This window comes from Olivibacter sp. SA151, from assembly GCF_054130995.1.
Window position 1 is genome coordinate 995,456 of the sequence record NZ_CP096391.1, and the last position, 21,372, is coordinate 1,016,827.

General features: G+C 40.3%; 20 protein-coding genes and 1 tRNA gene. 9 read left to right on the forward strand and 12 right to left on the reverse strand.

The window, feature by feature from the left end:
* Positions 1-80 precede the first annotated feature (80 nt).
* Complete coding sequence (locus M1D52_RS03895; protein ID WP_013663874.1) at positions 81-458, reverse strand: START-like domain-containing protein; 378 nt, start codon at positions 456-458, stop codon at positions 81-83.
* Between the two features lie 106 nt (positions 459-564).
* Here M1D52_RS03895 and M1D52_RS03900 point away from each other — a divergent pair.
* Positions 565-638, forward strand: a tRNA-Met gene (locus M1D52_RS03900).
* 106 nt (positions 639-744) lie between these two features.
* Here M1D52_RS03900 and M1D52_RS03905 read toward each other — a convergent pair.
* Together M1D52_RS03905 and M1D52_RS03910 are read right to left on the reverse strand one after the other, a co-directional pair.
* A complete protein-coding gene (locus M1D52_RS03905) occupies positions 745-2,103 on the reverse strand; it encodes a Gfo/Idh/MocA family protein (RefSeq protein ID WP_437394294.1) in 1,359 nt (452 codons plus the stop codon).
* A 168-nt stretch (positions 2,104-2,271) separates the two neighbouring features.
* On the reverse strand, positions 2,272-3,174 hold the full coding sequence (locus M1D52_RS03910; RefSeq protein WP_130858233.1) for a diacylglycerol/lipid kinase family protein: 903 nt from the start codon (positions 3,172-3,174) through the stop codon (positions 2,272-2,274).
* Between the two features lie 53 nt (positions 3,175-3,227).
* Here M1D52_RS03910 and M1D52_RS03915 point away from each other — a divergent pair, with 53 nt between their 5' ends.
* Positions 3,228-4,232: an App1 family protein gene (locus tag M1D52_RS03915; protein WP_242627394.1), complete on the forward strand. Its 1,005-nt coding sequence runs from the start codon at positions 3,228-3,230 to the stop codon at positions 4,230-4,232.
* Here M1D52_RS03915 and M1D52_RS03920 read toward each other — a convergent pair.
* Entirely contained in the window at positions 4,218-4,805 is a 588-nt protein-coding gene (locus M1D52_RS03920) for an RNA polymerase sigma factor (protein ID WP_013663870.1), read from the reverse strand. The genes M1D52_RS03915 and M1D52_RS03920 overlap by 15 nt on opposite strands.
* 269 nt (positions 4,806-5,074) lie before the next feature.
* On the opposite strand from M1D52_RS03920, the gene uvrA reads away from it, so the two are divergent.
* From uvrA to M1D52_RS03950, 6 genes are all read left to right on the forward strand, one after another.
* A complete protein-coding gene (gene uvrA / locus M1D52_RS03925) occupies positions 5,075-7,870 on the forward strand; it encodes an excinuclease ABC subunit UvrA (RefSeq protein ID WP_437394293.1) in 2,796 nt (931 codons plus the stop codon).
* Positions 7,871-7,940: 70 nt separating this feature from the next.
* Positions 7,941-8,378 carry an RrF2 family transcriptional regulator gene (locus tag M1D52_RS03930; protein ID WP_013663868.1) on the forward strand — a complete coding sequence of 146 codons (438 nt, stop codon included), beginning with the start codon at positions 7,941-7,943 and terminating at the stop codon, positions 8,376-8,378.
* A 255-nt stretch (positions 8,379-8,633) separates the two neighbouring features.
* Positions 8,634-9,443 (forward strand): uroporphyrinogen-III C-methyltransferase, encoded by an 810-nt coding sequence (cobA, locus tag M1D52_RS03935; protein ID WP_130858231.1) that lies wholly within the window; start codon positions 8,634-8,636, stop codon positions 9,441-9,443.
* Positions 9,444-9,611: 168 nt separating this feature from the next.
* Positions 9,612-10,781 (forward strand): trans-sulfuration enzyme family protein, encoded by a 1,170-nt coding sequence (locus tag M1D52_RS03940; protein WP_013663866.1) that lies wholly within the window; start codon positions 9,612-9,614, stop codon positions 10,779-10,781.
* Between the two features lie 172 nt (positions 10,782-10,953).
* Complete coding sequence (locus M1D52_RS03945; protein ID WP_013663865.1) at positions 10,954-11,376, forward strand: OsmC family protein; 423 nt, start codon at positions 10,954-10,956, stop codon at positions 11,374-11,376.
* A 60-nt stretch (positions 11,377-11,436) separates the two neighbouring features.
* A complete protein-coding gene (locus M1D52_RS03950; RefSeq protein WP_437394292.1) occupies positions 11,437-11,967 on the forward strand; it encodes a YceI family protein in 531 nt (176 codons plus the stop codon).
* On the opposite strand, the gene M1D52_RS03955 is transcribed toward M1D52_RS03950, so the two are convergent.
* From M1D52_RS03955 to M1D52_RS03980, 6 genes are all read right to left on the reverse strand, one after another.
* Positions 11,962-13,029 carry a DUF2157 domain-containing protein gene (locus M1D52_RS03955; RefSeq protein ID WP_013663863.1) on the reverse strand — a complete coding sequence of 356 codons (1,068 nt, stop codon included), beginning with the start codon at positions 13,027-13,029 and terminating at the stop codon, positions 11,962-11,964. The two genes, M1D52_RS03950 and M1D52_RS03955, sit on opposite strands and share 6 nt — an antisense overlap.
* Positions 13,030-13,052: 23 nt before the next feature.
* Positions 13,053-14,024 (reverse strand): bifunctional riboflavin kinase/FAD synthetase, encoded by a 972-nt coding sequence (locus tag M1D52_RS03960; RefSeq protein ID WP_013663862.1) that lies wholly within the window; start codon positions 14,022-14,024, stop codon positions 13,053-13,055.
* Positions 14,025-14,266: 242 nt separating this feature from the next.
* Positions 14,267-15,016, reverse strand: coding sequence for a tRNA pseudouridine(55) synthase TruB (truB, locus tag M1D52_RS03965; RefSeq protein ID WP_130858227.1), 750 nt, complete (start codon positions 15,014-15,016; stop codon positions 14,267-14,269).
* Positions 15,016-15,810, reverse strand: a complete 795-nt coding sequence (locus M1D52_RS03970; protein ID WP_013663860.1) for an undecaprenyl-diphosphate phosphatase — start codon at positions 15,808-15,810, stop codon at positions 15,016-15,018. The genes truB and M1D52_RS03970 overlap by 1 nt, the downstream gene beginning before the upstream one ends.
* Positions 15,811-15,819: 9 nt before the next feature.
* Positions 15,820-16,053: a DUF3098 domain-containing protein gene (locus M1D52_RS03975; RefSeq protein ID WP_013663859.1), complete on the reverse strand. Its 234-nt coding sequence runs from the start codon at positions 16,051-16,053 to the stop codon at positions 15,820-15,822.
* A gap of 29 nt (positions 16,054-16,082) precedes the next feature.
* Positions 16,083-16,961 carry a cell division protein FtsX gene (locus tag M1D52_RS03980; RefSeq protein ID WP_013663858.1) on the reverse strand — a complete coding sequence of 293 codons (879 nt, stop codon included), beginning with the start codon at positions 16,959-16,961 and terminating at the stop codon, positions 16,083-16,085.
* Positions 16,962-17,063: 102 nt separating this feature from the next.
* Between M1D52_RS03980 and leuS the strand changes: the two genes are divergently transcribed.
* Positions 17,064-19,847 carry a leucine--tRNA ligase gene (gene leuS / locus M1D52_RS03985; protein WP_437394291.1) on the forward strand — a complete coding sequence of 928 codons (2,784 nt, stop codon included), beginning with the start codon at positions 17,064-17,066 and terminating at the stop codon, positions 19,845-19,847.
* Positions 19,848-19,921: 74 nt separating this feature from the next.
* Here leuS and M1D52_RS03990 read toward each other — a convergent pair whose 3' ends face one another.
* Positions 19,922-20,824 (reverse strand): DUF1338 domain-containing protein, encoded by a 903-nt coding sequence (locus M1D52_RS03990; RefSeq protein WP_013663856.1) that lies wholly within the window; start codon positions 20,822-20,824, stop codon positions 19,922-19,924.
* A 47-nt stretch (positions 20,825-20,871) separates the two neighbouring features.
* Positions 20,872-21,369 (reverse strand): GNAT family N-acetyltransferase, encoded by a 498-nt coding sequence (locus tag M1D52_RS03995; RefSeq protein WP_013663855.1) that lies wholly within the window; start codon positions 21,367-21,369, stop codon positions 20,872-20,874.
* Positions 21,370-21,372: the final 3 nt, after the last annotated feature.

The window sequence follows — 21,372 nt, forward strand, 5'->3', positions numbered from 1 at the left end:
GAGTTAAAAGCCAATAATCTTTCTCCATCTATGCTCGCTCTCGTTAGATTGAAGCGAAACCTTTCACAAAGGTACGAAATTTATGCGCCAAGCACACTTAAAAGATATTTAATCTGATTGTTCCAGATTAGTTTTCTTTCAGCTTCATTCTCCTCGGCAGCGAAGTCGGTAATGGCGAGCGCCACATCGTTTGTTAATTCATCCTGTAAAATCTCTAATTCAAGGTAATAGGGGGAGTCATCCAACCAAGCGAATTTTACGCTTTTGTTTTCACGAGCCGCCAACAGCTTGGCCGGGTGCGTTTCGTCATCCCATACAAAATGATATTTATTATCTCGATATATAACGTCGTCGGCAAACCATTGCGCTAATCCATTTGGCTCACTTATAAATGAGTATAATATTTTAGGAGAAGACTTTATTTCATACTCTAACTGCATTTTCCTTTTTTCTGCCATAATGGTTTAGGATAATAATTGTGTTCCAAAATACTTTTTTAACTTTTTTTCTAAAGAAAAGGAAAATAAACTATATTTGCAAACCCAAACGAGAAAGGGTAAAAATGGCGGGGTAGCTCAGATGGTTAGAGCGCAGGATTCATAACCCTGAGGTCGGCAGTTCGATCCTGCTCCCCGCTACTGAAGGAAACACCGTAATGTGGTCGTTTCCTTTTTTTATGTCATTTACGCCTGCATACCGATAGATGGTTGCCCTTTATTTGGTAAATACAATTTGCAGGATCGTTTAAATGTAAGGGTGTTGCCAGGGGCTTCGGTACGGTCTTCTCAGCAATTTTGTCGCTTCCGGATCGTTAACACATATCCTCTTTTGTGGATCGTATGTCAATGGCCGATTCAAATGCATGGAAAGATTAGCTAATATGCAGCTGGCGGTTGATATGTGCCCTTCTTCAATATCTGCAACCGGCAGATGGTCGTTTTCAATAGCCGATAGGAGATTCAGCATGTGCCGTCTGGTAGCTGGCGCTGTGTGCAATTCAATGCGAGGCTCATTTAAGTCTGCCGGAAACTCTTCCTTTTCGTAAACCACGTCTTTTACAATGCGATTGCCCGTACCGGTTGGAATAAACTCATACTTCATAACGCTTCCTTTGAGGGTGCCTTTGTTACCATAAATAACAAATGCCCAAGGATATTCGGGGTCAGCTGGATTTCCCCAGGTGCGATGTTGCCATATACAGTTCAATTCATCGTATTCAAAAATAGCCGTTTGCGTATCTGCAATGTTTGACTTTCCCTCTTTTTGAACGTAAATTCCCCCTGTTGCACTGATGCGTTTCGGCCACCTAAGTTGTAATAGCCAACGAACCGTATCAAACATATGAACGCACATATCTCCTGTAATTCCATTTCCATACTCCATAAAGGTTCTCCACCAGCTTCCATGCGGCAAACCGTCATATGGACGTAAAGGAGCCGGGCCCGTCCACATTTCGTAATCGAGGAAATCGGGAACGGGCTCTAACGGCGGATTCCCGTTCTTTCGCATATGATAATAGCAACACATCTCTACGTGAGATATCTTGCCAAGCAAGCCCTTATTGATTACATTCTCTTTCGCATCAATCAAATGAGGAGTGCTTCTTCGCTGTGTGCCTATCTGTACTTTTCTGTTATATTTTCTTGCGGCACTCAGTATTGCCTCCCCTTCAAGTACATCAACGCTAACAGGCTTTTGTAAATAGAGATGCGCGCCTGACATCATCGCATCAATAGCTTGTCGGGCATGCCAGTGATCAGGTGAACCAATAAGAACTAAATCCAATTTATGATCTGCTAACATCTTCCTATAATCGCGGTACAATGCGGGAACCTTCTTAGAAGTCTGCCTTAAACTGATCAATTTACCGGCTTCTTTTAAATGATTGCTGTCCACATCGCATATTGCAACAACGTTAATGTCGCTTACTTGAATGAGTCTGAAGAGATCACTTTTTCCATACCAACCTGCTCCAATTAAACCAACCTGCATCTTATTGGCAGTACCTGCAAAAGTTAGCCCTTTAGCTTGTAATGCAGACAATGTTAAAACAGCGCCAGCGCCTTGAATGAATTCTCTACGATTCAGATTCGAATTAGCCATAATCTTCGGTTTATTGTTTCTAATGAGGAAAGGAGTGAAGTTAATGTTTTTTAACTAGTTCTCATCAAAGAATTGGTAAAATGTGTGTATCGTAATAGTACGTTTATCATCAGGAGCTTCAGACAACTGTTCCGGAAAGAAACATCAATGCGCCCGATATTTGTTTGTTTAGGCGTATTCTGATTTGAATTTTTCGTTATTGCAGACGAGAAGTACAGCATCAGTTATAAGTTGAACCTCTACCTGTTTAACCTTCCCAATATATTCGCCGTCTACCTGTAGAGACGTATTTTCTCTTATAGTTAAATTTGCATAGTTGGTAGGTATAATTTCGGTTTTAAAAGGATTAAATTGAGTCTTGAAGCTAAAGCACATTTTTAGTAGTTCCAAAACGGAAAACCACTTGACAATAACAATCTCGAATTGGTCGTCAAATAGGGAACCGGTTTTGTTTATTTTTACACCTGTTCCATAGCTCGTGCCGTTTGCTATTACCACCATTTCGGCTTTTCGCGATTTACTTTTCCCTTGAGCGTTAACGGTAACATGCATTTTTTTGTGTCTTTTGATAGCCTGCCATGCAGCCTTGGCATAGCCTATCATGCCTCGTTCATCCAAGGATTGGAATTTTTTGACAATGCGTGCATTAATGCCTATATCCGCCAAGTGAATGCTAAATTCCCCATTGACCCTTAGAGCATGAATAAGTTTTGGAGTACCGTTTACGGCTAATTCGAGTGCTGCTTTGAGGTTGTTTTTGAGGTTGATCTCTTTAGCCATGCCATTCGCGGAGCCGGTTGGTATAATGGCGAGCGGAATATCTGTTTCGAGCAGACATTCGGCTGCCAACTTAACCGTTCCATCACCACCTACTGCAAGAACCCGATGAGGGCCAAACGCAATTATATCTTGACGAATCTCTTCCACGGAAGATGTTTTTGAAAGCGTGAAGAAATGTAGTACATGCGTACCGCGGTAGAAATCCCGAATAACTTCCTCGAAGTCGTTTTGCTGATTACCGGATCCTCTATTGATAAGGACGTATAGTTTTAAGGAAGCAGTTATGTTCATTCATATTTGTGTTGACAACTATAAAACCAATAACTGTTTTATATGTTTGATGGATGATGGGTACATCAGTTGAAATAAAAATATACAATGGATATGGCCATAGTAAAAACTTAGTGGTTTATGGACATGTCCTTAAGCGTAAACCAAAAAAGGCGAGTGATTTTTCAAAGGATGGTTGGAAGCATACCCTTAGTTTATTGAAGCTGTTTTTCGTACGCCCGGTAGGTAGTGTTCGTTTAAGATTGCATTTTTATGATCAGGTAATCGAAACGATAGCGGAACCGGATGGCTTTTTTAAGTTTAAATGGGCCTCAGACATCCATTTAGATCCCGGACTACATGACCTGAAAATTGGATTAGTCGGTAAGGAGGAATTGCATGGCTTTACACAGGGCAAGGTTTATGTGCCGCATTCGACACAGTACGTATTTGTTTCGGATATCGATGATACCGTACTCATATCGCATTCGGCGACTGTATTAAGGCGTCTTCGTGAACTACTGATTAAGAATGCCCATCGAAGAAAGCTCTTTTCAGATCATGTCCTTTGGTACAATTTATTGTCTCGATCAGGAACTGAAATGCGTCACTTAAATCCTTTTTTTTATGTATCAAGCAGTGAATGGAATTTATATGATTATCTCCAAAGTATTTTTGCTCACAATAAACTGCCACATGGCTCCTTTTTGCTAAGCCATTTTAAGCGTTGGTTCGATTTTTTTAAAACAGGAAAAACAGGGCATGATGATAAATACAGAAGAATCAGTAGGCTGCTTCGCGTTTTTCCTAAGCAGAAATTTGTATTAATCGGCGACAATTCACAAAGAGATCCAATCATATATGCCGCACTCGCTAAAGATCATCCTGATCGAATAGCCGCTATTTATATAAGGAACATAAAACCTAAAAAAGCCGCAATAACATTGCAGCTTTTTAAAAATCTTCAAGAAACAGAAATTCAAACCTGTCTATTTAATACCAATCGAGAGGCTATAAAACATGCTGTTTCCATCGGTTTAATATGCCAAACCGATATGGAAGAATTAACCGGTTTTTAACGCGACCTCAGATGTTGATATCATCTTGCGGAGGTTGTTTAACGCATAACGCATGCGCCCTAATGCCGTGTTTATACTAACATCCGTTACTTCTGCAATCTCTTTAAAACTCATATCTCCGTAATGGCGCATAATCAGCACCTCTTTTTGATCATCAGGCAATAATTGGATCATCTTCCTAAGATCCTTATGTGTTTGCTGTCTGATAATACGCTCTTCAGTACTTTCATCGTAGAACGGCAATACGTCGAATATATCAAATCCATCACTATTGGCGATAAGGGGCGTACGCTTCTCTTTACGATAATAGTCAATCACCAAGTTATGCGCGATTCGCATGGCCCAGGGGAGAAATTTGCCTTCATCATTATATCTCCCAGCTTGCAGCGTACTGATAACTTTGATGAAAGTATCCTGAAAAAGGTCCTCCGCTAAATAAGGATCTTTTACCAATAAGTAAATGGAAGTGTAAATTTTTGATTTATATCGATGTACTAACTCTTCAATTGCAGCCTCATTTCCGGCTAAATACAAATGAATTAGTTGTCGGTCAGTTTTCTTTTGCAGTGTCATGCTATGCTACTTCGTCTTTTTTTTGTTATAAAAAAGTATGTTAAGTAGTTTTTTCCTCTATAGCAGTCCTCCTAAATTTAAGTAAGCCATTGGTTTAACCCAATCGATACATTAATAAATTTTTTCAAAGCAAAACATTTTTTTTAGAAAAACAAAGAAAAAATATGAAAATCGTTTGTTGTTTCTTTATTCTGTATTTTTGTACGCTCGATTTACGTAGGTAACGAAGAGGCGGAAATCGTTTAAAAAAAGCAAATTACGAGGTATACATGGCACAAAAGGTTGATTCAAACGCAAAATCTCATATACTTATCAAAGGCGCACGCGTCCATAATTTAAAAAACATTGATGTAACCATACCGAAAAACAGGTTGGTAGTTATCACAGGTATGTCGGGCTCAGGAAAATCATCTCTGGCTTTTGATACACTTTATGCAGAGGGACAACGCCGGTATGTAGAAAGCTTATCTTCCTACGCTAGACAGTTTATGGGGCGCATGAATAAACCGGAGGTAGATTACATCAAAGGAATTGCCCCGGCAATTGCCATTGAGCAAAAAGTAATTACAAGTAATCCGAGGTCTACAGTGGGTACATCAACAGAAATTTATGACTATTTGAAGTTATTGTTTGCCCGTATAGGAAAGACCATCTCGCCCATATCAGGAAAAGAAGTGCGAAAAGACAGCGTTACAGATGTAGTAAATTTTGTGTCCTCACTGCCTAGTGATACACAAATAACGATTTTAAGCCCCCTTCATCCTCATAATCAGCGGAAACTAAAAGAAGAATTAGCCGTCTTGCTTCAAAAGGGTTTTGTTCGAGTGGAGTACTTAGGCCGAATTGAGAAAATCGAGTCCCTAATCGAAGATAAAAAGGTTGCTAATAGCAGTGTAAACTTAGGTGATTTACGAATCGTTATTGACCGTATTCGTGTGAATCAAGAAGACGAAACTTTAAGTAGAATTGCTGATTCAGTCCAGACGGCCTTCTTTGAGGGAAAGGGGGACTGTTATATTGATGATGGAGAAAAGGAACATTTTTTCTGTGATCGATTTGAGTTAGACGGTATGGCATTTGAAGAACCGACTCCTAACTTTTTCAGCTTTAATAATCCCTATGGAGCTTGTAGCAGGTGTGAAGGGTATGGGAAAGTGATCGGGATAGATCCCGACTTAGTAGTGCCCGATAAGAGCAAATCGGTATACGATGGAGCAATCGCTCCCTGGAGAGGAGAGAAAATGGGAGAATGGTTGAACCGATTTGTTAAAGTGGCCATAAAATTTGACTTTCCGGTGCATAGAGCCTATAAAGATTTATCGCCCGAACAAAGGCAAGTCTTGTGGAGCGGGAATCAATATTTTAGAGGTTTGGATGATTTCTTTAAAGAATTGGAAGAGCAGACCTATAAAATTCAATACCGAGTTATGTTATCACGTTATCGGGGGAAGACGGATTGTCCGGATTGTAAGGGAACCCGACTACGTAAAGATGCAGCCTATGTTAAAGTAGGAGGGAAATCAATTACCGATATGGTGCTTATGCCTCTTGATGATTTGTTAGATTTCTTCAACAATCTATCATTAGATAAGCACGAGGAGACAATTGCAAAAAGGTTATTGATAGAAGTAAAGAACCGCGTGCGTTTTTTAACGGAAGTGGGGTTAGGATATTTAACATTGAATCGCCTTTCAAACACACTTTCGGGCGGCGAATCACAGCGGATTAACTTAGCAACCTCTTTAGGAAGTTCTTTGGTGGGTTCCATATATGTCTTAGACGAACCGAGTATCGGTTTACATCCACGCGATACCCAACGTCTAATCGGGGTGCTTAAATCTTTACGTGATGTTGGCAATACTGTTTTGGTGGTAGAACATGAAGAAGAAATGATGCAGGCTGCGGATTACCTTATTGATATTGGTCCGGAAGCGGGTGTACATGGTGGGCAACTAGTTTTTTCGGGAACATATCAAGAGATTCTTAAGGACGAGCAGAGTTTGACCGGAAAATACCTAAACGGAATCGAGGCCATTGGTATACCGAGTAGTAGAAGGAAGTGGCAGCACTTTGTAGAGATAAAAGGTGCTCGGGAGAACAATCTGAAAGGGATTGACGTGAAATTTCCGTTGTATACCTTTACTGTAGTATCCGGTGTGTCTGGTTCGGGGAAAACTTCCTTGGTGAGGCGTATATTGTATCCTGCTTTGCAGAAAGCGACCGGTAATTATTCCGGCGAGCAAACCGGTGTTTTTGATGGTTTGGATGGAGACCTTCAGCTTGTTGAACGTGTCGAGATGGTAGATCAGAATCCGATAGGGAGGTCTTCGAGATCGAATCCGGTAACCTACGTAAAGGCGTGGGACGATATACGAGCGCTGTATAGTAGTCAGCCAGCTGCAAAAGCTGCGGGGTTAAAGCCAGCGGCTTTCTCTTTTAACGTAGAAGGAGGACGATGTGATGTTTGCCAAGGAGAAGGGGAAGTGAAAATTGAAATGCAGTTTATGGCCGATATTTATCTTACCTGTGAGGCTTGTGGAGGTAAACGGTTTAAACAACAGGTGCTGGATATAACTTGGCAAGATAAGAATGTTTATGATGTACTGGAATTAACGGTAGAAGAAGCTTTGACTTTTTTCGGCAAACAAGCGAAGATACTCAATAAAATCCAACCGCTGGCGGATGTAGGGTTAGGTTATGTGAAGCTCGGTCAATCGTCGAATACCTTGTCGGGAGGGGAAGCACAACGTATTAAGTTAGCTTCGTTTCTGGTGAAGGGAAACAACAGTAAGAATACACTTTTTATTTTTGATGAACCTACTACCGGGCTTCATTTTCACGATATTCGAAAGTTATTGAAGTCATTTGATGCATTGATTGCTCAGGGTAATACCATCTTAGTCATTGAGCATAACATGGATGTCATCAAATGTGCCGACTGGGTGATAGATATCGGGCCGGAGGGTGGAGAGAAGGGTGGAGAGCTTGTATTTGAAGGAACACCGGAGGAACTTGTCAAACATTCGCAGTCTTATACCGGTCAGTTTCTCAAAGCACATATGTGATTGCATAGAGGATTGTTGACCTTTATTACTAAAGGAAAATTCGTAATTTTACAAAAAGCAAAGGAATAATATGCTGTCGAAAAAATCAAAATATGCCATTAAAGCTCTTATTGTACTGGGAAAGAACTACGGGAAAGAGCCGATGCAGATTTTAAAAATTGCTGAAGAGGAAAACATTCCGAAGAAATTTCTTGAGCAAATATTACTGGAAATGCGAAATGCGGGTATATTGTATAGCAAAAAGGGAGCGGGCGGAGGATATAGTTTAAACAAAGATCCGGAAGACATTCGCTTATCGCAAGTTATCAGACTCACCGACGGCCCTATAGCCTTGCTACCCTGCGTAAGCTTGAATTTTTATAGGCGATGTGACGAATGCAAAACCGAAGAAACTTGTGGTATCAGAGATACTTTCGTAGATGTTAGAAATGCGATGTTACAGATTTTGAATGATACCAGCATTGCCGATATTATTAAGCGTGAAGAGAATCTAGCTTTAGGTTTGTAATTAATGAACTGATAACCAATAGTTTAACGTCAAAATAAATATTTTAATAAAAAAAGACTACTAAATTGGTATATTTTATATATATTTGTCTCGTTGATTTTTAATTTTGAAAATATGAAACGCTCCATCTGTAAAAATATGAAGAATATGTGTTATTTATTAACAAGTTAGGAGAGGGCGTGTAGATTTCCAAGAGGCCTCTTCAGTAACCTGCAGAGGCTTTTTTTTTAATTTGATATAAATAGGAGGCAATATATGGAAAGGCAGCAACATCCCGAATTTGAGAAGGTATATGTCGAACCAAAAATCACCTTGGTAGGCGCAGGCCCGGGAGATCCCGATTTGATTAGCATAAAAGGTGTTAAAGCACTTAAAACAGCGGATGTCGTAATATACGATGCGTTAGTGGACGAAGCATTATTAAGCTACGCTCCCAAAGAGGCAACCCGCGTTTATGTTGGTAATCCATCAGGAGACGAAAACTTTTCGCAAACAACAGTCAATCGCTTAATGGTTGATTATGCGCTAAATTTTGGACATGTGGTCCGATTGAAAGGAGGCGACCTTTTCGTTTTCGGAAGGGGGTATGAAGAGTTGGAATATGCGGCATCGTACAGCGTGGAAACGGAAATTATACCCGGAATAAGCAGTGCCATTTCTGTGCCCGGTTTGCAGGGGATCCCCGTTACCCATAAGGGAAACAGTGATAGTTTGTGGATTTTAAGCGCCACCGATAGTAATGGTTCGTTTAATTGGGAGATTGAGGAAGCTGCGCGAAGTAGAGCGACTGTTGTCGTGTTATTGGGCTTTGCGCAATTGCCTGAAATCGTATCGATTTATAAAAAACTTGGTAAGGGGCGGTTGCCGGCGGCCGTTATACAGAACGGCTCAATGAAAAATGAAAGACTGGCCATTGGTGTCGTCAATACAATAGAGGAAGTTGCAGAAGAAGTATCCATTGATAACACAGGGCCGGTCCTATTAGTATTTGGTCAGGCAGTTGCTTTGCATAAAGATTTCTCACGGATATTAAATTTCCTGGAACAGGATTTAAATTTGTATTAAGTTTTTTATATTTCCCTATAGATTTGGTTGTTTTTTATGAGGCGTTGGTTCATATACGGATCAACGCTTTTTTGATGCGTTCCGACTTTGTTTATTACAAAACAATTAAAATAAAAGTTTCTAACTAAGTGAATTTTATGGTAGGTTTGAGTCGACAATAGAAATAGAATGGAAGAACAAAGTAAATTAATTCGTAGTCAAACTCAACGTTCACAGAATCGCGAGCATTCTGTACCTTTATATTTAACCTCAAGTTTTATTTTTGATGATGCCGAGCAAGGGCGCGCTGTATTTGCCGGCGAGGAAGAAGGTATTGTATATTCTAGGTATTCTAATCCAAATACGAACGAATTTATACAAAAAGTTTGTGAGCTGGAAGGAGCAGAGGCCGGTTTAGCCTTTTCTTCCGGAATGGCGGCGGTTTTTGCCTCTTTCGCTGCACTGCTGAAAAACGGAGACCATATTGTGGCCTGTAGATCGGTTTTCGGTTCTACTCATCAACTGTTTACGACTTTATTTCCACGATGGGGCATTACTACCTCTTATGTAGATGCGAAGAATCCAGCTGATTGGGAGAAAGCCATTCAGCCTAATACGAAGATGATTTTTTTGGAAACGCCATCAAATCCAGGCTTGGAATTGGTAGACCTAGAGTGGTTAGGAACCTTCAAAAAAAAATATCCAAATATTATATTAAATGTAGATAACTGTTTTGCGACGCCCTATCTGCAAAAGCCGATACAATATGGTTTTGATTTAGTAAGCCATTCTGCCACGAAATACATGGACGGACAAGGACGTGTTTTAGGCGGGATTGTTGTAGGTAAACAGGAGTTGATCGACGAGATGATGTTTTTTATTCGGCACACCGGGCCGTCTATGTCACCCTTCAATGCTTGGATTATATCAAAAAGTCTTGAAACCCTGGCGCTTCGTATGGACCGCCATTGTGATAATGCGTTGGCAGTAGCGGGCATGTTAGAGTCGCATAATGAGGTCGACCTTGTTCGCTATCCTTTCTTGCCCTCACATCCGCAATATGAGTTGGCCAAAAAACAAATGAAGGCTGGAGGTGGCATTGTTACCTTTGTCATTAAAGGTGGCTTTGAACGTGCTAAACGTTTTCTCGATAATTTGAAGATGATCTTGATCACTTCTAACTTGGGCGATTCACGTACGATTGCAACGCATCCGGCGTCTACGACACATTCAAAATTAACAGATGCGGAGCGTGAACAAATCGGTATCTATCCGGGAACCGTTCGTATTTCGGTCGGATTGGAAGATGTCAACGATATTTTGGTCGATTTGAAGCAGGCTTTGGACGGTAGCAAATAATTATCGGCTTTCGAAAAGGTCGGAGCTCGACCTTAAACGAGGAATGGAATACCGTTTAAAGCTTAGAGCAAAATTTTGTATGCATTGCTTGATACTGAAAGTATCATTAATTAACAGGAATAATAACGAAATAAAGCTGGCAGCTGATGGCTGAAAGCTAAGAGCTAAGAAAATGAAAGTAACACTAAACAGGCTAAACCAGGCGGTGCATTTTGAAGGTGAAAGTGCATCCACCGATGTAAAAGTCCATATTGACGGCTCTCCGGAAATTGGTGGTGAGGCATTAGGTGCACGCCCTATGGAGCTGGTGTTAATGGCTTTGGGTTCTTGTAGTGCACTCGACCTTATAAATATCCTGAAAAAACAAAAGCAGGAAATAGAGGATGTAAAAATTGAGGTTGATGGAAAACGAAAAGATGCGATTCCGGCCGTTTTTACCGATATTCATCTACTATTCAAGTTAAAAGGGCGTATTGACATCGAGAAGGCCAAGAAAGCAGCAGAGCTAGCAGTAAAGAAATATTGTTCGGTACACGATATGTTGGCAGCAGGTGGCGTACAAATTACATATGAGATTGTAACTGAGGCTGTATAGTGTTAGTTGAACCTAAACATTTTACGGTGTTTATTGTTTTCTGTGATAAAAACACATATTATGGCTTCTATATGGAAAGTTGATCCGGCGCATTCAGAAGTGCAATTTAAGGTAAAGCATTTGGTTATTTCCACGGTTGCGGGTAACTTTAATAAGTTTGATGGACAAATTGAGGCAACGAACGAGGATTTTTCTGATGCAACGATTAGATTTATGATTGATGCTGATAGCATTGATACGAATATGAAGGATCGTGATGAACATCTCAGATCAGCCGATTTTTTTGATACGGCGAATTACCCTGAGTTGACCTTTCAGTCAAGCTCGTTTGAAAAAAAAGGAGGCCACGAATACTTGTTAAGAGGCGATTTAACGATCAAAGGACATACCCAGGCTGTGCAGTTTGAAGTAGATTTTGGCGGTACTGCTAAAGATTCGTACGGTAATCAAAAAGCGGGCTTTGAAGCAACCGCTAAGATCAGCCGACAGGTTTTTGGGCTGAAATGGAATGATTTGACGGAGGCTGGATCCGTAGTGGTTGGAGATGAAGTGAAAATCGTATTGAATCTGCAATTTATTAAACAATCATAATTTGGGTGGGAAGTCCTTCTTTTTTAGGAAGCTTCCACTCCAAATTTTTTCGGCTTTTCGTCCGATAAGCCAAAAGGATAAGGCGAGCAAAGAGAAGAAAATCGCTCGATTTATATTGTCCCATAGATATTCGAAGAATCGCGTATAAAGATTAATTAGAAGGAAGATGATGCCGAATTCACGGGCGATAATATCATTCTTTTTGAGACCATACCAAGCAAATGCTAAACAAACGACCGTTGAGAGTACCCCCCAATAAAATATATGATATTGCTTGGTAGCTGCCCATTTGTCTAAATCGCTATAGTTTCCGAAAATTGATAGTAACCATAAGGAAATAAGGAGATATAATACTCCCATGATGTAACTTAATTGTTTAAAGCCTCTAATAGCTGCCCATTTATTATGCAGAACCAAGGTGAAAACTGTTAGTAGTATTCCAAATATGGTAAAGCGCAATGGATAATTCATTCCCCAAAATTTAAATCCCCAATTGCTGTGGTAAGCAGTTTCGGTGGCAAACCATATACCTAGTGCGATCAACATAAAAGCCCAAATAGTTTTTGAAGAAAGCTGTATAGCAAGAACGGTATAAATGACTATAGACAATAAAAATAAGAATGAATACATCCCGTCACCTTTGTCGATAACCTTGCCGAGATAGCCAATGAAAGTAGCCGTAGAAAATACACCCAACACAATTAAGCTTTCATTGGTAAATAATTTCTCTGGATGTCGTTTTTTGTTGAAATAACCCAGGTAATAAAATAAAAATGAAAGCAAAGCGCAAAACACGCAAATAATGATATTGGGTGTTTCGTATAGCGTTGACAAAAGTTGAAGAATCTCCTGATCGACAAATAAGGACAGGAAGGCCAGTACAATACAAGAGAGTGCAATCCAAAATGAATATTGTGCTAGACGTCTCCAGTCGAAGCCCTTCACCTCGTACGAGTGCCTAAGTCTGTCCGCCGTTTCTTTGTCAATCAGGCTGTTCTCTTCCCAATGTGCAATGGCGTTTTCAATAGCTTCTTGTTCGTTCTTATCGATATGAAGTTTCATCCGGAAATTTAATATTGGAGAAATTAAGCAAGCAGCTCTTTTATTTTCTTCTCGTCTTCTGCCAATTGCGCCGTCATTGCCTCAATACTATCAAATTTATGATCGTGACGCACAAAGTGTAAAAATTGTATTTGAAGCGTTTTGCCATATAAATCTTCGTTAAGATCAAAAAAATTGATCTCTATACTTCGGTTGACACCTCTTACAGTGGGTCGTGTTCCGATATATCCCATACCTTTTAACGTAGGGCCTTTTTTTGCCGGTATATATTCTCCCGTAGTCATCTCCGCATGTTCAATAAGGGTTGCCTGTACTGCGTAAATACCATAAGCAGGAATTAATTTGTAGCTTTCCGGAACTTCGATATTAGCGGTGGGGTATCCAATGGTTCTGCCTAGCTGCTGTCCTTTAACCACTTTTCCTGTAATGTGGAAAGGATAACCTAAGTACTTGTTGGCAGTGGCAATTTCGCCAATAATGAGTGCTTCGCGTATTTTCGTCGATGAGACAGCCACATCATTGATGTCTTGCTCCGGTATCTCTTGTACCGAATAATGGTACTGTTCTGCATATTTTAGCAAATCGACCAGTGATCCTTTGCGGTCCTTTCCAAAATGATGATCATAACCGATAATGATCCGTTTAGTGCCGATTTTACTGACCAGAATTTCGCGAATATATTCTTCTGCCGATTGATTGGAAAAATCCCGTGTAAACGGCGTGATAATCAGGTGATCGATTCCACTTTCGGCTAGTCGATCGGCTTTTTCCTCAATGGTGTTTATAAGACGCAAGCTATCATCATCCGGATGCAAGATCATCCTTGGATGAGGAAAAAAGGTAAGAAGTACCGTTTCTCCGTTTATCTTTTGCGCATATTCTCTTAAACTGCTTATAATTTTCTGATGTCCTATATGAACGCCATCAAAGGTTCCAATCGTCACCACTGCATTGTCCAATGGTATAAAATCTTCAATGTTTCTATATATTTTCATCCGCAATAAATTGTTTTTTTATCATGAATCTGCTGTTTACCTCATAAGCATTCTACTTTAGCAGCAAATAATCATACTAATCTTTGTTCCAAAGCCATTCCTAAACCCTTATTTGCAATATATCACGCTTTGTGCTCTCCACTGTTTCTGCCTATAGAAAATCTTATGAGATAATTTTATGTACCTTTCTTCCAAGATACGTATTTATTCTAAAAGTGATAATGTATTGAGGTTAAGGTTTTTTATGAATGTTCTCCTTCGTCATTTATTAATAGACCTTGTTCTTTCAAAGACCGAATATGATCGGACAGCTCCAAAACATTCCAGGCATCTCTGACATGAAAATTACCGCTGCGAGTTCTTCTCAATTCACTCAGATAGGCACCGGCGCCCACTGCTTTTCCAAAGTCATGTGCCAACGATCGAATGTAAGTTCCTTTGCTGCAAACGACTCTGAAGTTAACTTCCGGAAGAGCAATGCGGGTTAATTCGAACTCATAGATCGTTACACGACGAGGTTTTAGTTCAACGGACTCGCCTCGTCTGGCTTTTTCGTATAATCTTTCGCCTTGCATTTTTACAGCCGAATGTACCGGCGGATATTGTTCAATAGCACCGACGAATGTTAGTGAGGCGCGAAGTAGATCTTGTTCCGTAAGATTTGTGATATCAAAAAAGCTATCCGGAATTGTTTCTAAGTCATAAGACGGTGTTGTTGCCCCGAGTGTGAAGGTTCCTATGTATTCTTTTTCCTGCGCTTGAAGCTCATCAATAGTTTTAGTGCGTTTGCCGGTACAAACAATAAGTAAACCTGTAGCCAGCGGATCGAGTGTGCCTGCATGGCCTACTTTCAATTTCAAAGGCTTTAAAGCATTACGGATCTTTCCCACTACGTCAAAACTGGTCCATTTGTAAGGCTTATCGATCAGTAAAACCTCACCGGCGGTGAAATCGAAACGAGGGAAAATCGGCTTTTCTTTTTCGTCTTCCATTAAAGCACCGATAAGCTGTGACCGCTTAAAAGCATCACGATAATAATCCCACCTACTATAATTCTATACCATCCAAAAGCTTTGAATCCGTATTTCGTAACGTAACCAATGAAGCTTTTAATGGCTATGATGGCTACGATGAAACCCACCAAGTTACCTATAAAAAGGATATTATATTGGTCTGCGGTAAACTGGTTGCCATCTTTGTAGAAGTCGAGCAGTTTTTTTGCCGTCGCGCCAAACATAGTCGGCACGGCTAAAAAGAAAGAAAATTCAGCTGCGGCTTTCCTTGAAAGTTTCTGCGCCATACCGCCAACAATGGTTGCTCCCGAGCGAGAAGTGCCTGGTATCATTGCTAGACACTGAAAAAAGCCAATTTTCAGGGCGGTAGCGTAAGAAATGTTGTCTGAGTTATCAATGCGAGGTGCATTAAACCATTTATCGACGAATAGGAGCACAATGCCGCCTAAAACTAAGGTGATTGCCACCGTCATTGGGCTCTCTAGCATATTGTCTATTTCGTCGCTAAATAATAAACCAAAAATGGCTGCCGGAATAAAGGCAACAAATAGTTTTAAATAAAAAGACCACGAACGAAAAAATCGCTTAAAATAAAGAATCACAACCGAGAGGATGGTGCCTAGTTGAATAGCTACTGTAAACAGTTTAACGAAGGCAGATGGTTCGATGCCCATTAAGGCGGTTGCGATGATTAGGTGGCCGGTGGATGAAACAGGTAAGAATTCGGTTAGCCCTTCTACGATGGCTAAAATAATCGCTTCTATTAAAGTCATCTATTGGTGTTATTTAGTAGGGTTCTTTAATATTGCTACAATGCCAAGAGCAAAGCCTGCGACAACCACAATCGGCGCTAAAGTTATTTTAGTGAAACTGTAAATATCTGTTTTACCGGCCATCAAAATAAAGCCAATGATAACAATGGCAATACTTAATAACATTAATTGGTAGTTCAATTTACCGAAAACAAAGTTTGACTTTTGTTCGCCTTGAGCTACTTTCTTTTTTTCTTGCGGCATAATGCTAAATTTAATTAAGTGAATGTATATTACCGATAGAGATCATTTATTCGGAGACGTAAATACTTGCTTACTGCAAAATAAGTGCTGGCCCCCGAGATCAGAATGCCTAAACAGATTACACCTATGAAAATGAGGGCAAATTCAAAATAGTTACGTAAAATAACAATTTCAGGAATTTGCTCTTGCGCAAAATACAATGTCAGCAATAGTAGAATGATTGCAATCAGAGCACCCAAAAGGCCATGAAGAATACCATAGCCTAAAAATGGACGGCGAATGAAGCCCTTTGTTGCTCCCACCATTTGCATACTTTTTATTAAAAAGCGTTGTGAATAGATTGCCAGCCTTATGGTGTTATTGATTAATGCGACGGCAATAATCAATAAGATAGCTGCGAAGGCAAGTATGATAAGACCAATGACACGAATGTTTTTGTTGACCATATCGATCAGCGAGTCTTGATAAACAACCTCTTTGACCATGCTGTTGCTAGATACCTGCTTTGTAAAGGTCTCTACACCTGCTTTATTTGCATAATCTGCTTTGAGATAGACGTCAATGGACGATAACAGTGGGTTATAACCCAGAAACTTAACAAAATCTTCGCCCAAGTCATTTTGAAGATTTCTAGCTGCTAATTCTTTGCTAACATATTGTGTGCGAAGCACCGCAGGATTTCCATCCAGCTCTTTTTGTAGACTAAGAATATCGGCTTCTGTTACCCCGTCATTAACAATGATGTTAAGTACGATATTTTCCTTAACATAATTGGAAAGATTTTTAGCATGAACGAGGATCAACCCTAATAGTCCGGTCATGAGTAATACTAGAGCAATACTAATAACCGTGGATATGTAGACGGATTTTGTTTTTCTGGATGACGCACTTACTTCAAATTCTTCCATATGCTACTATTTGAAATGCGAAATTAATAATTAGATATGAGATATAGGACATGAGATGTGAGATTTTTCGTACTTTCGCAAGTCATACTGTAATGTGTTATAATGGACTATCAATTTAAGACTATAGAGAAAAAGTGGCAGCAGTTTTGGGCTTCCAATCAAACATTTAAAGTTAATAATACGTCAGATAAGCCAAAATATTATGTGTTAGACATGTTTCCTTATCCTTCAGGAGCCGGGCTTCATGTTGGTCATCCACTCGGATACATAGCCTCCGATGTTTTTTCGCGATATAAGAGATTACGTGGATATAACGTGTTACATCCCATGGGATATGATTCATTTGGGTTGCCGGCTGAACAATACGCTATTCAAACCGGTCAGCATCCCGCAATAACCACTGAAACCAACATAAAGCGTTATAGGGAGCAGTTAGATAACATTGGTTTTTCATTTGATTGGAGCAGGGAGATACGAACCAGCGATCCATCTTATTATAAATGGACACAATGGATTTTTATGCAGCTCTTCAACTCATTCTATAACACGGATAGCGATAAGGCTGAACCGGTTGACCAATTGATCCGGATTTTTGAAACCAAAGGGAGCAAGGGGATAGAAGCAGTATGTGATGAAGATGTCCTCGAATTTACAGCCGAGGAATGGCACCATTTTTCTGAAGAGCAAAAGGAGACCGAGTTGTTAAAATATCGTCTAGCTTATTTGCGCGAGAGCACCGTCAATTGGTGCCCGGCCTTAGGTACTGTCTTGGCAAACGATGAAGTGAAAGATGGGGTATCAGAGCGTGGTGGTTATCCGGTGATTCAGAAGAAGATGATGCAGTGGAGTATGCGAATTACTGCTTATGCAGAACGATTACTGCAGGGGCTGGACACCGTTGATTGGCCCGAGCCGTTAGTAGAGATGCAGCGCAATTGGATAGGAAAAAGTATAGGAGCAAGTGTAAAATTTGCCTTAGCGGATGGGAGCGATTCCATTGAAGTGTTTACCACACGAGTTGATACGATATATGGCGTAAGTTTTCTGGTATTAGCGCCCGAGCATGATTTAGTTCCGATCATTACAACGAACGTACAGCGGGCACAGGTCGAAAATTATATAGAACAGACCAAAAAGAAATCCGAGCGTGACAGAATGGCCGATACCAAAACCGTTACCGGTGCATTCACAGGTAGTTATGCGATGCATCCTTTGACAGGCAAGCAGGTGCCGATTTGGATTGCTGATTATGTGTTAGCTGGTTATGGTACCGGTGCCGTCATGGCTGTGCCTTCGGGGGATCAACGTGATTACCTGTTCGCAAAGCAATTTCATTTACCTATTATCAAAATTCTTGATATACAAGAAATAGATGAGGAGGCCGATAGTCGGAAGGAGGGTGTTTATATTAACTCGGAATTAATTAATGGTTTATCTTATCAAGAAGCGGTTTCGAAGCTAGTATCTGTACTCGAAGAACGTGGTATCGGAAAAGCCAAAGTCAATTATAGGATGCGCGATGCGATTTTTGGTAGACAACGTTACTGGGGTGAACCGGTGCCTGTTTATTTTAAAGATGGATTGCCTAAACTAATCAAAGAAAACGAGCTCCCGTTGTTATTGCCGGAAGTGGATAAATATCTGCCTACAGAAAGCGGCGAACCGCCTTTGGGACGTGCAACGAATTGGAAATATCAGGGGGGATATGAGTACGAACTTAGTACAATGCCCGGATGGGCAGGATCTAGCTGGTACTGGTATCGTTATATGGATTCGCACAATTCGGAAGCGTTTGCCTCAAAAGAGGCTATTGATTATTGGCAGGCCGTTGATCTATATATTGGCGGTTCAGAGCATGCTACCGGACATTTGCTATACAGCCGCTTCTGGAATAAGTTTTTGAAAGACATTGGAAAGGTAAAGGAAGAAGAACCCTTCAAAAAACTGATCAATCAGGGGATGATACAAGGACGCTCCAATTTTGTGTACCGTGTATTGGATGAGCATGGAGCGGGCACTAATACTTTCGTTTCTTTAGGCCTGAAAGATCAATACAAAACGACTGCACTTCACGTTGACGTTAATATCGTGAACAACGATATTCTACATCTAGAAAAGTTCAGGCTATCCAGACCCGAATATGCAGAAGCTAAGTTTATTTTAGAGGACGGCAAATATGTCTGTGGACATGAGGTAGAAAAGATGTCCAAGTCCAAGTTTAACGTCGTTAATCCGGATGATATAATAGAGCAATATGGCGCTGATACCTTACGCATGTATGAGATGTTTTTGGGCCCTTTAGAGCAAAGTAAACCTTGGAACACAAACGGTATTGAAGGCGTTCACAAATTTCTTCGTAAATTTTGGCGCTTGTTCCATGACGCATCTTCAAATTTTTCCGTATCGGATGAAATACCGACAAAGGCAGAGCTTAAGTCCTTACATAAGATTATCCGTAAGGTGGAGGATGATATCGAACGATTCTCTTTTAATACTTCGGTTTCGAGTTTCATGATTTGCGTAAATGAGTTGACTGATTTGAGGTGTAATAAGCGAGCCATTCTGCAGGATTTGGTAATTGTGTTATCACCCTACGCACCCCATATCTGCGAAGAACTATGGGTGCTTCTTGGAAATGAACCGGGCTCCTTGTCTTACACTTCTTACCCTGTTTTCAACCCGGATTATTTAATAGAGGATGAGTTTGAATACCCTATATCGTTTAACGGTAAAATGCGACTAAAACTCAATCTATCGCTGAGCCTTGAGGGGATCGAGATCGAACAAGCTGTATTAGCGAACGAAGATGTGCAGCGTTACCTTGATGGTAAAACACCTAAGAAGGTGATCGTTGTCAAGGGGAAGATCGTAAATATCGTTGTTTAAGTCGCTTTTGGTTGTCGGAAATCGGCTTTCTGCTTTATTCATTATCGCTGAAAGCCGATTTTCAAAAGCTGATCTTAATCGCCTTTTGTTTGGGAACTATAGGTGCTTTCAAATATTTTATCTGCGTTATTGGCTTCAAAACCGTCTCGACGATGCTGCCTTTTTATTTGTTCTTTTGCTAGGTGAACGTAAGCAGGCAATACCTTTCTTTCCGCAAATTCGACATAAGAACCCGATATATGTTGTTTTTCTCCATCGGCAAAAGTGGCCTCAATCATTTCGGCCACGGTAGCACTTTGAAGTAAGCCTCCATCAGGACTTACCTTAATTTTACCACCGGAGGTATTTAACTTGAAACCATGTTTTTCGAGAAAGTTATTGAAAAGCGCGATATCATTAAATCCTTCTTTCAGATTGTGAATACTGATTGTAAAGTGATTTAAATAATAGCGGTTGTAAATAACCCATGAAGCATATTCACTTTCTTCGGCCAAAATATTGTAATCTTCCAGCGATGGTATTCTCCATAAGGGGCTGTGAAGAAAACGGTCGACTTCCATCGCATTATCAAGATCCAGTTTGTCCACCGGATCGGATGTTACTTCATCGGTATAGCTTTTGATAATATCTTGGGCTTTTTGAGAAAGATCGCTCACGCGAAGCTCACTCACAAAAATTCGGGGATATCGGTCGGCAGGAGGTGCATACCAATAAGCATCTAACTTCTTTCCAGGGAAATTATAATAATCGCGCTTTTCATAACCATAATGCAGAAAGATTTTCTCAAAAGATTTTATACCTAATTGGGATACTCCCATGGTCCTAAAAGCGATATGATCATTTTCGATCTCATCTGGATGTTGAATAATGCCATCTTGCAGCATCGCTTGGATAATGGCACCGACATCAGGAACACGTTGTTTATAACGGGTCATTAAACCGTCCAAAACGTTGTTTAATGTTTCTATGCGGCTCATAATAGTAGCTTTATCTACAGTAAAGATACAAAAAACACCGGAATTTGTTAGTTGGCGGCAAGCACCAGCTCTTTTACCATCCATACATTACAGGCATAATGCCCGGAATTGCCAAGTGCGTGAGGCAATGAAGAGAAACCCATTTTTTTGTACATGCTTATTGCTGTTTCAAATTGAGGGAAAGACTCCAAGTAGAGATGGGTATAACCTAAGTCGACAGCTTTCTCCAAGCACCGATTAATGAGTGTTTTGCCCAAACCTTTACCTCTACTTTTATTAGACAGATACAGTTTGACAAGCTCTGCGTAGCCTGTTGGTAAATTGGCTGTCGGATAAATACCACAACCACCTAAGACCTCCCCATCTTCTTCTACTACATAATAAATACTTCTTGGTTGCTGGAAAAGTGTATACAGGTTGTCGGTTGTCGGATCTGTATATACGGTTCCTTCTTTTGGGATATGGTGTTCTTCTAAGGAAGTTCTCAGAATCTGCGCTAAAATCTGATTATCGTTCTGACGGATTGTTCTAATTACAATACTCATAAA

Excerpts from the sequence above, each read along its gene's own strand:
- M1D52_RS03955 (WP_013663863.1), bottom strand. The coding sequence starts at position 13,029 with ATGAAACTTCATATCGATAAGAACGAACAAGAAGCTATTGAAAACGCC.
- M1D52_RS03990 (WP_013663856.1), bottom strand. The coding sequence starts at position 20,824 with ATGAGCCGCATAGAAACATTAAACAACGTTTTGGACGGTTTAATGACC.
- M1D52_RS03950 (WP_437394292.1), top strand. The coding sequence starts at position 11,437 with ATGGCTTCTATATGGAAAGTTGATCCGGCGCATTCAGAAGTGCAATTT.
- M1D52_RS03980 (WP_013663858.1), bottom strand. The coding sequence starts at position 16,961 with ATGGAAGAATTTGAAGTAAGTGCGTCATCCAGAAAAACAAAATCCGTC.
- M1D52_RS03910 (WP_130858233.1), bottom strand. The coding sequence starts at position 3,174 with ATGAACATAACTGCTTCCTTAAAACTATACGTCCTTATCAATAGAGGA.
- M1D52_RS03995 (WP_013663855.1), bottom strand. The coding sequence starts at position 21,369 with ATGAGTATTGTAATTAGAACAATCCGTCAGAACGATAATCAGATTTTA.
- M1D52_RS03905 (WP_437394294.1), bottom strand. The coding sequence starts at position 2,103 with ATGGCTAATTCGAATCTGAATCGTAGAGAATTCATTCAAGGCGCTGGC.
- M1D52_RS03960 (WP_013663862.1), bottom strand. The coding sequence starts at position 14,024 with ATGAAAATATATAGAAACATTGAAGATTTTATACCATTGGACAATGCA.
- M1D52_RS03940 (WP_013663866.1), top strand. The coding sequence starts at position 9,612 with ATGGAAGAACAAAGTAAATTAATTCGTAGTCAAACTCAACGTTCACAG.
- M1D52_RS03930 (WP_013663868.1), top strand. The coding sequence starts at position 7,941 with ATGCTGTCGAAAAAATCAAAATATGCCATTAAAGCTCTTATTGTACTG.
- leuS (WP_437394291.1), top strand. The coding sequence starts at position 17,064 with ATGGACTATCAATTTAAGACTATAGAGAAAAAGTGGCAGCAGTTTTGG.
- M1D52_RS03895 (WP_013663874.1), bottom strand. The coding sequence starts at position 458 with ATGGCAGAAAAAAGGAAAATGCAGTTAGAGTATGAAATAAAGTCTTCT.
- M1D52_RS03945 (WP_013663865.1), top strand. The coding sequence starts at position 10,954 with ATGAAAGTAACACTAAACAGGCTAAACCAGGCGGTGCATTTTGAAGGT.
- truB (WP_130858227.1), bottom strand. The coding sequence starts at position 15,016 with ATGGAAGACGAAAAAGAAAAGCCGATTTTCCCTCGTTTCGATTTCACC.
- M1D52_RS03970 (WP_013663860.1), bottom strand. The coding sequence starts at position 15,810 with ATGACTTTAATAGAAGCGATTATTTTAGCCATCGTAGAAGGGCTAACC.
- M1D52_RS03975 (WP_013663859.1), bottom strand. The coding sequence starts at position 16,053 with ATGCCGCAAGAAAAAAAGAAAGTAGCTCAAGGCGAACAAAAGTCAAAC.
- M1D52_RS03915 (WP_242627394.1), top strand. The coding sequence starts at position 3,228 with ATGATGGGTACATCAGTTGAAATAAAAATATACAATGGATATGGCCAT.
- uvrA (WP_437394293.1), top strand. The coding sequence starts at position 5,075 with ATGGCACAAAAGGTTGATTCAAACGCAAAATCTCATATACTTATCAAA.
- cobA (WP_130858231.1), top strand. The coding sequence starts at position 8,634 with ATGGAAAGGCAGCAACATCCCGAATTTGAGAAGGTATATGTCGAACCA.
- M1D52_RS03920 (WP_013663870.1), bottom strand. The coding sequence starts at position 4,805 with ATGACACTGCAAAAGAAAACTGACCGACAACTAATTCATTTGTATTTA.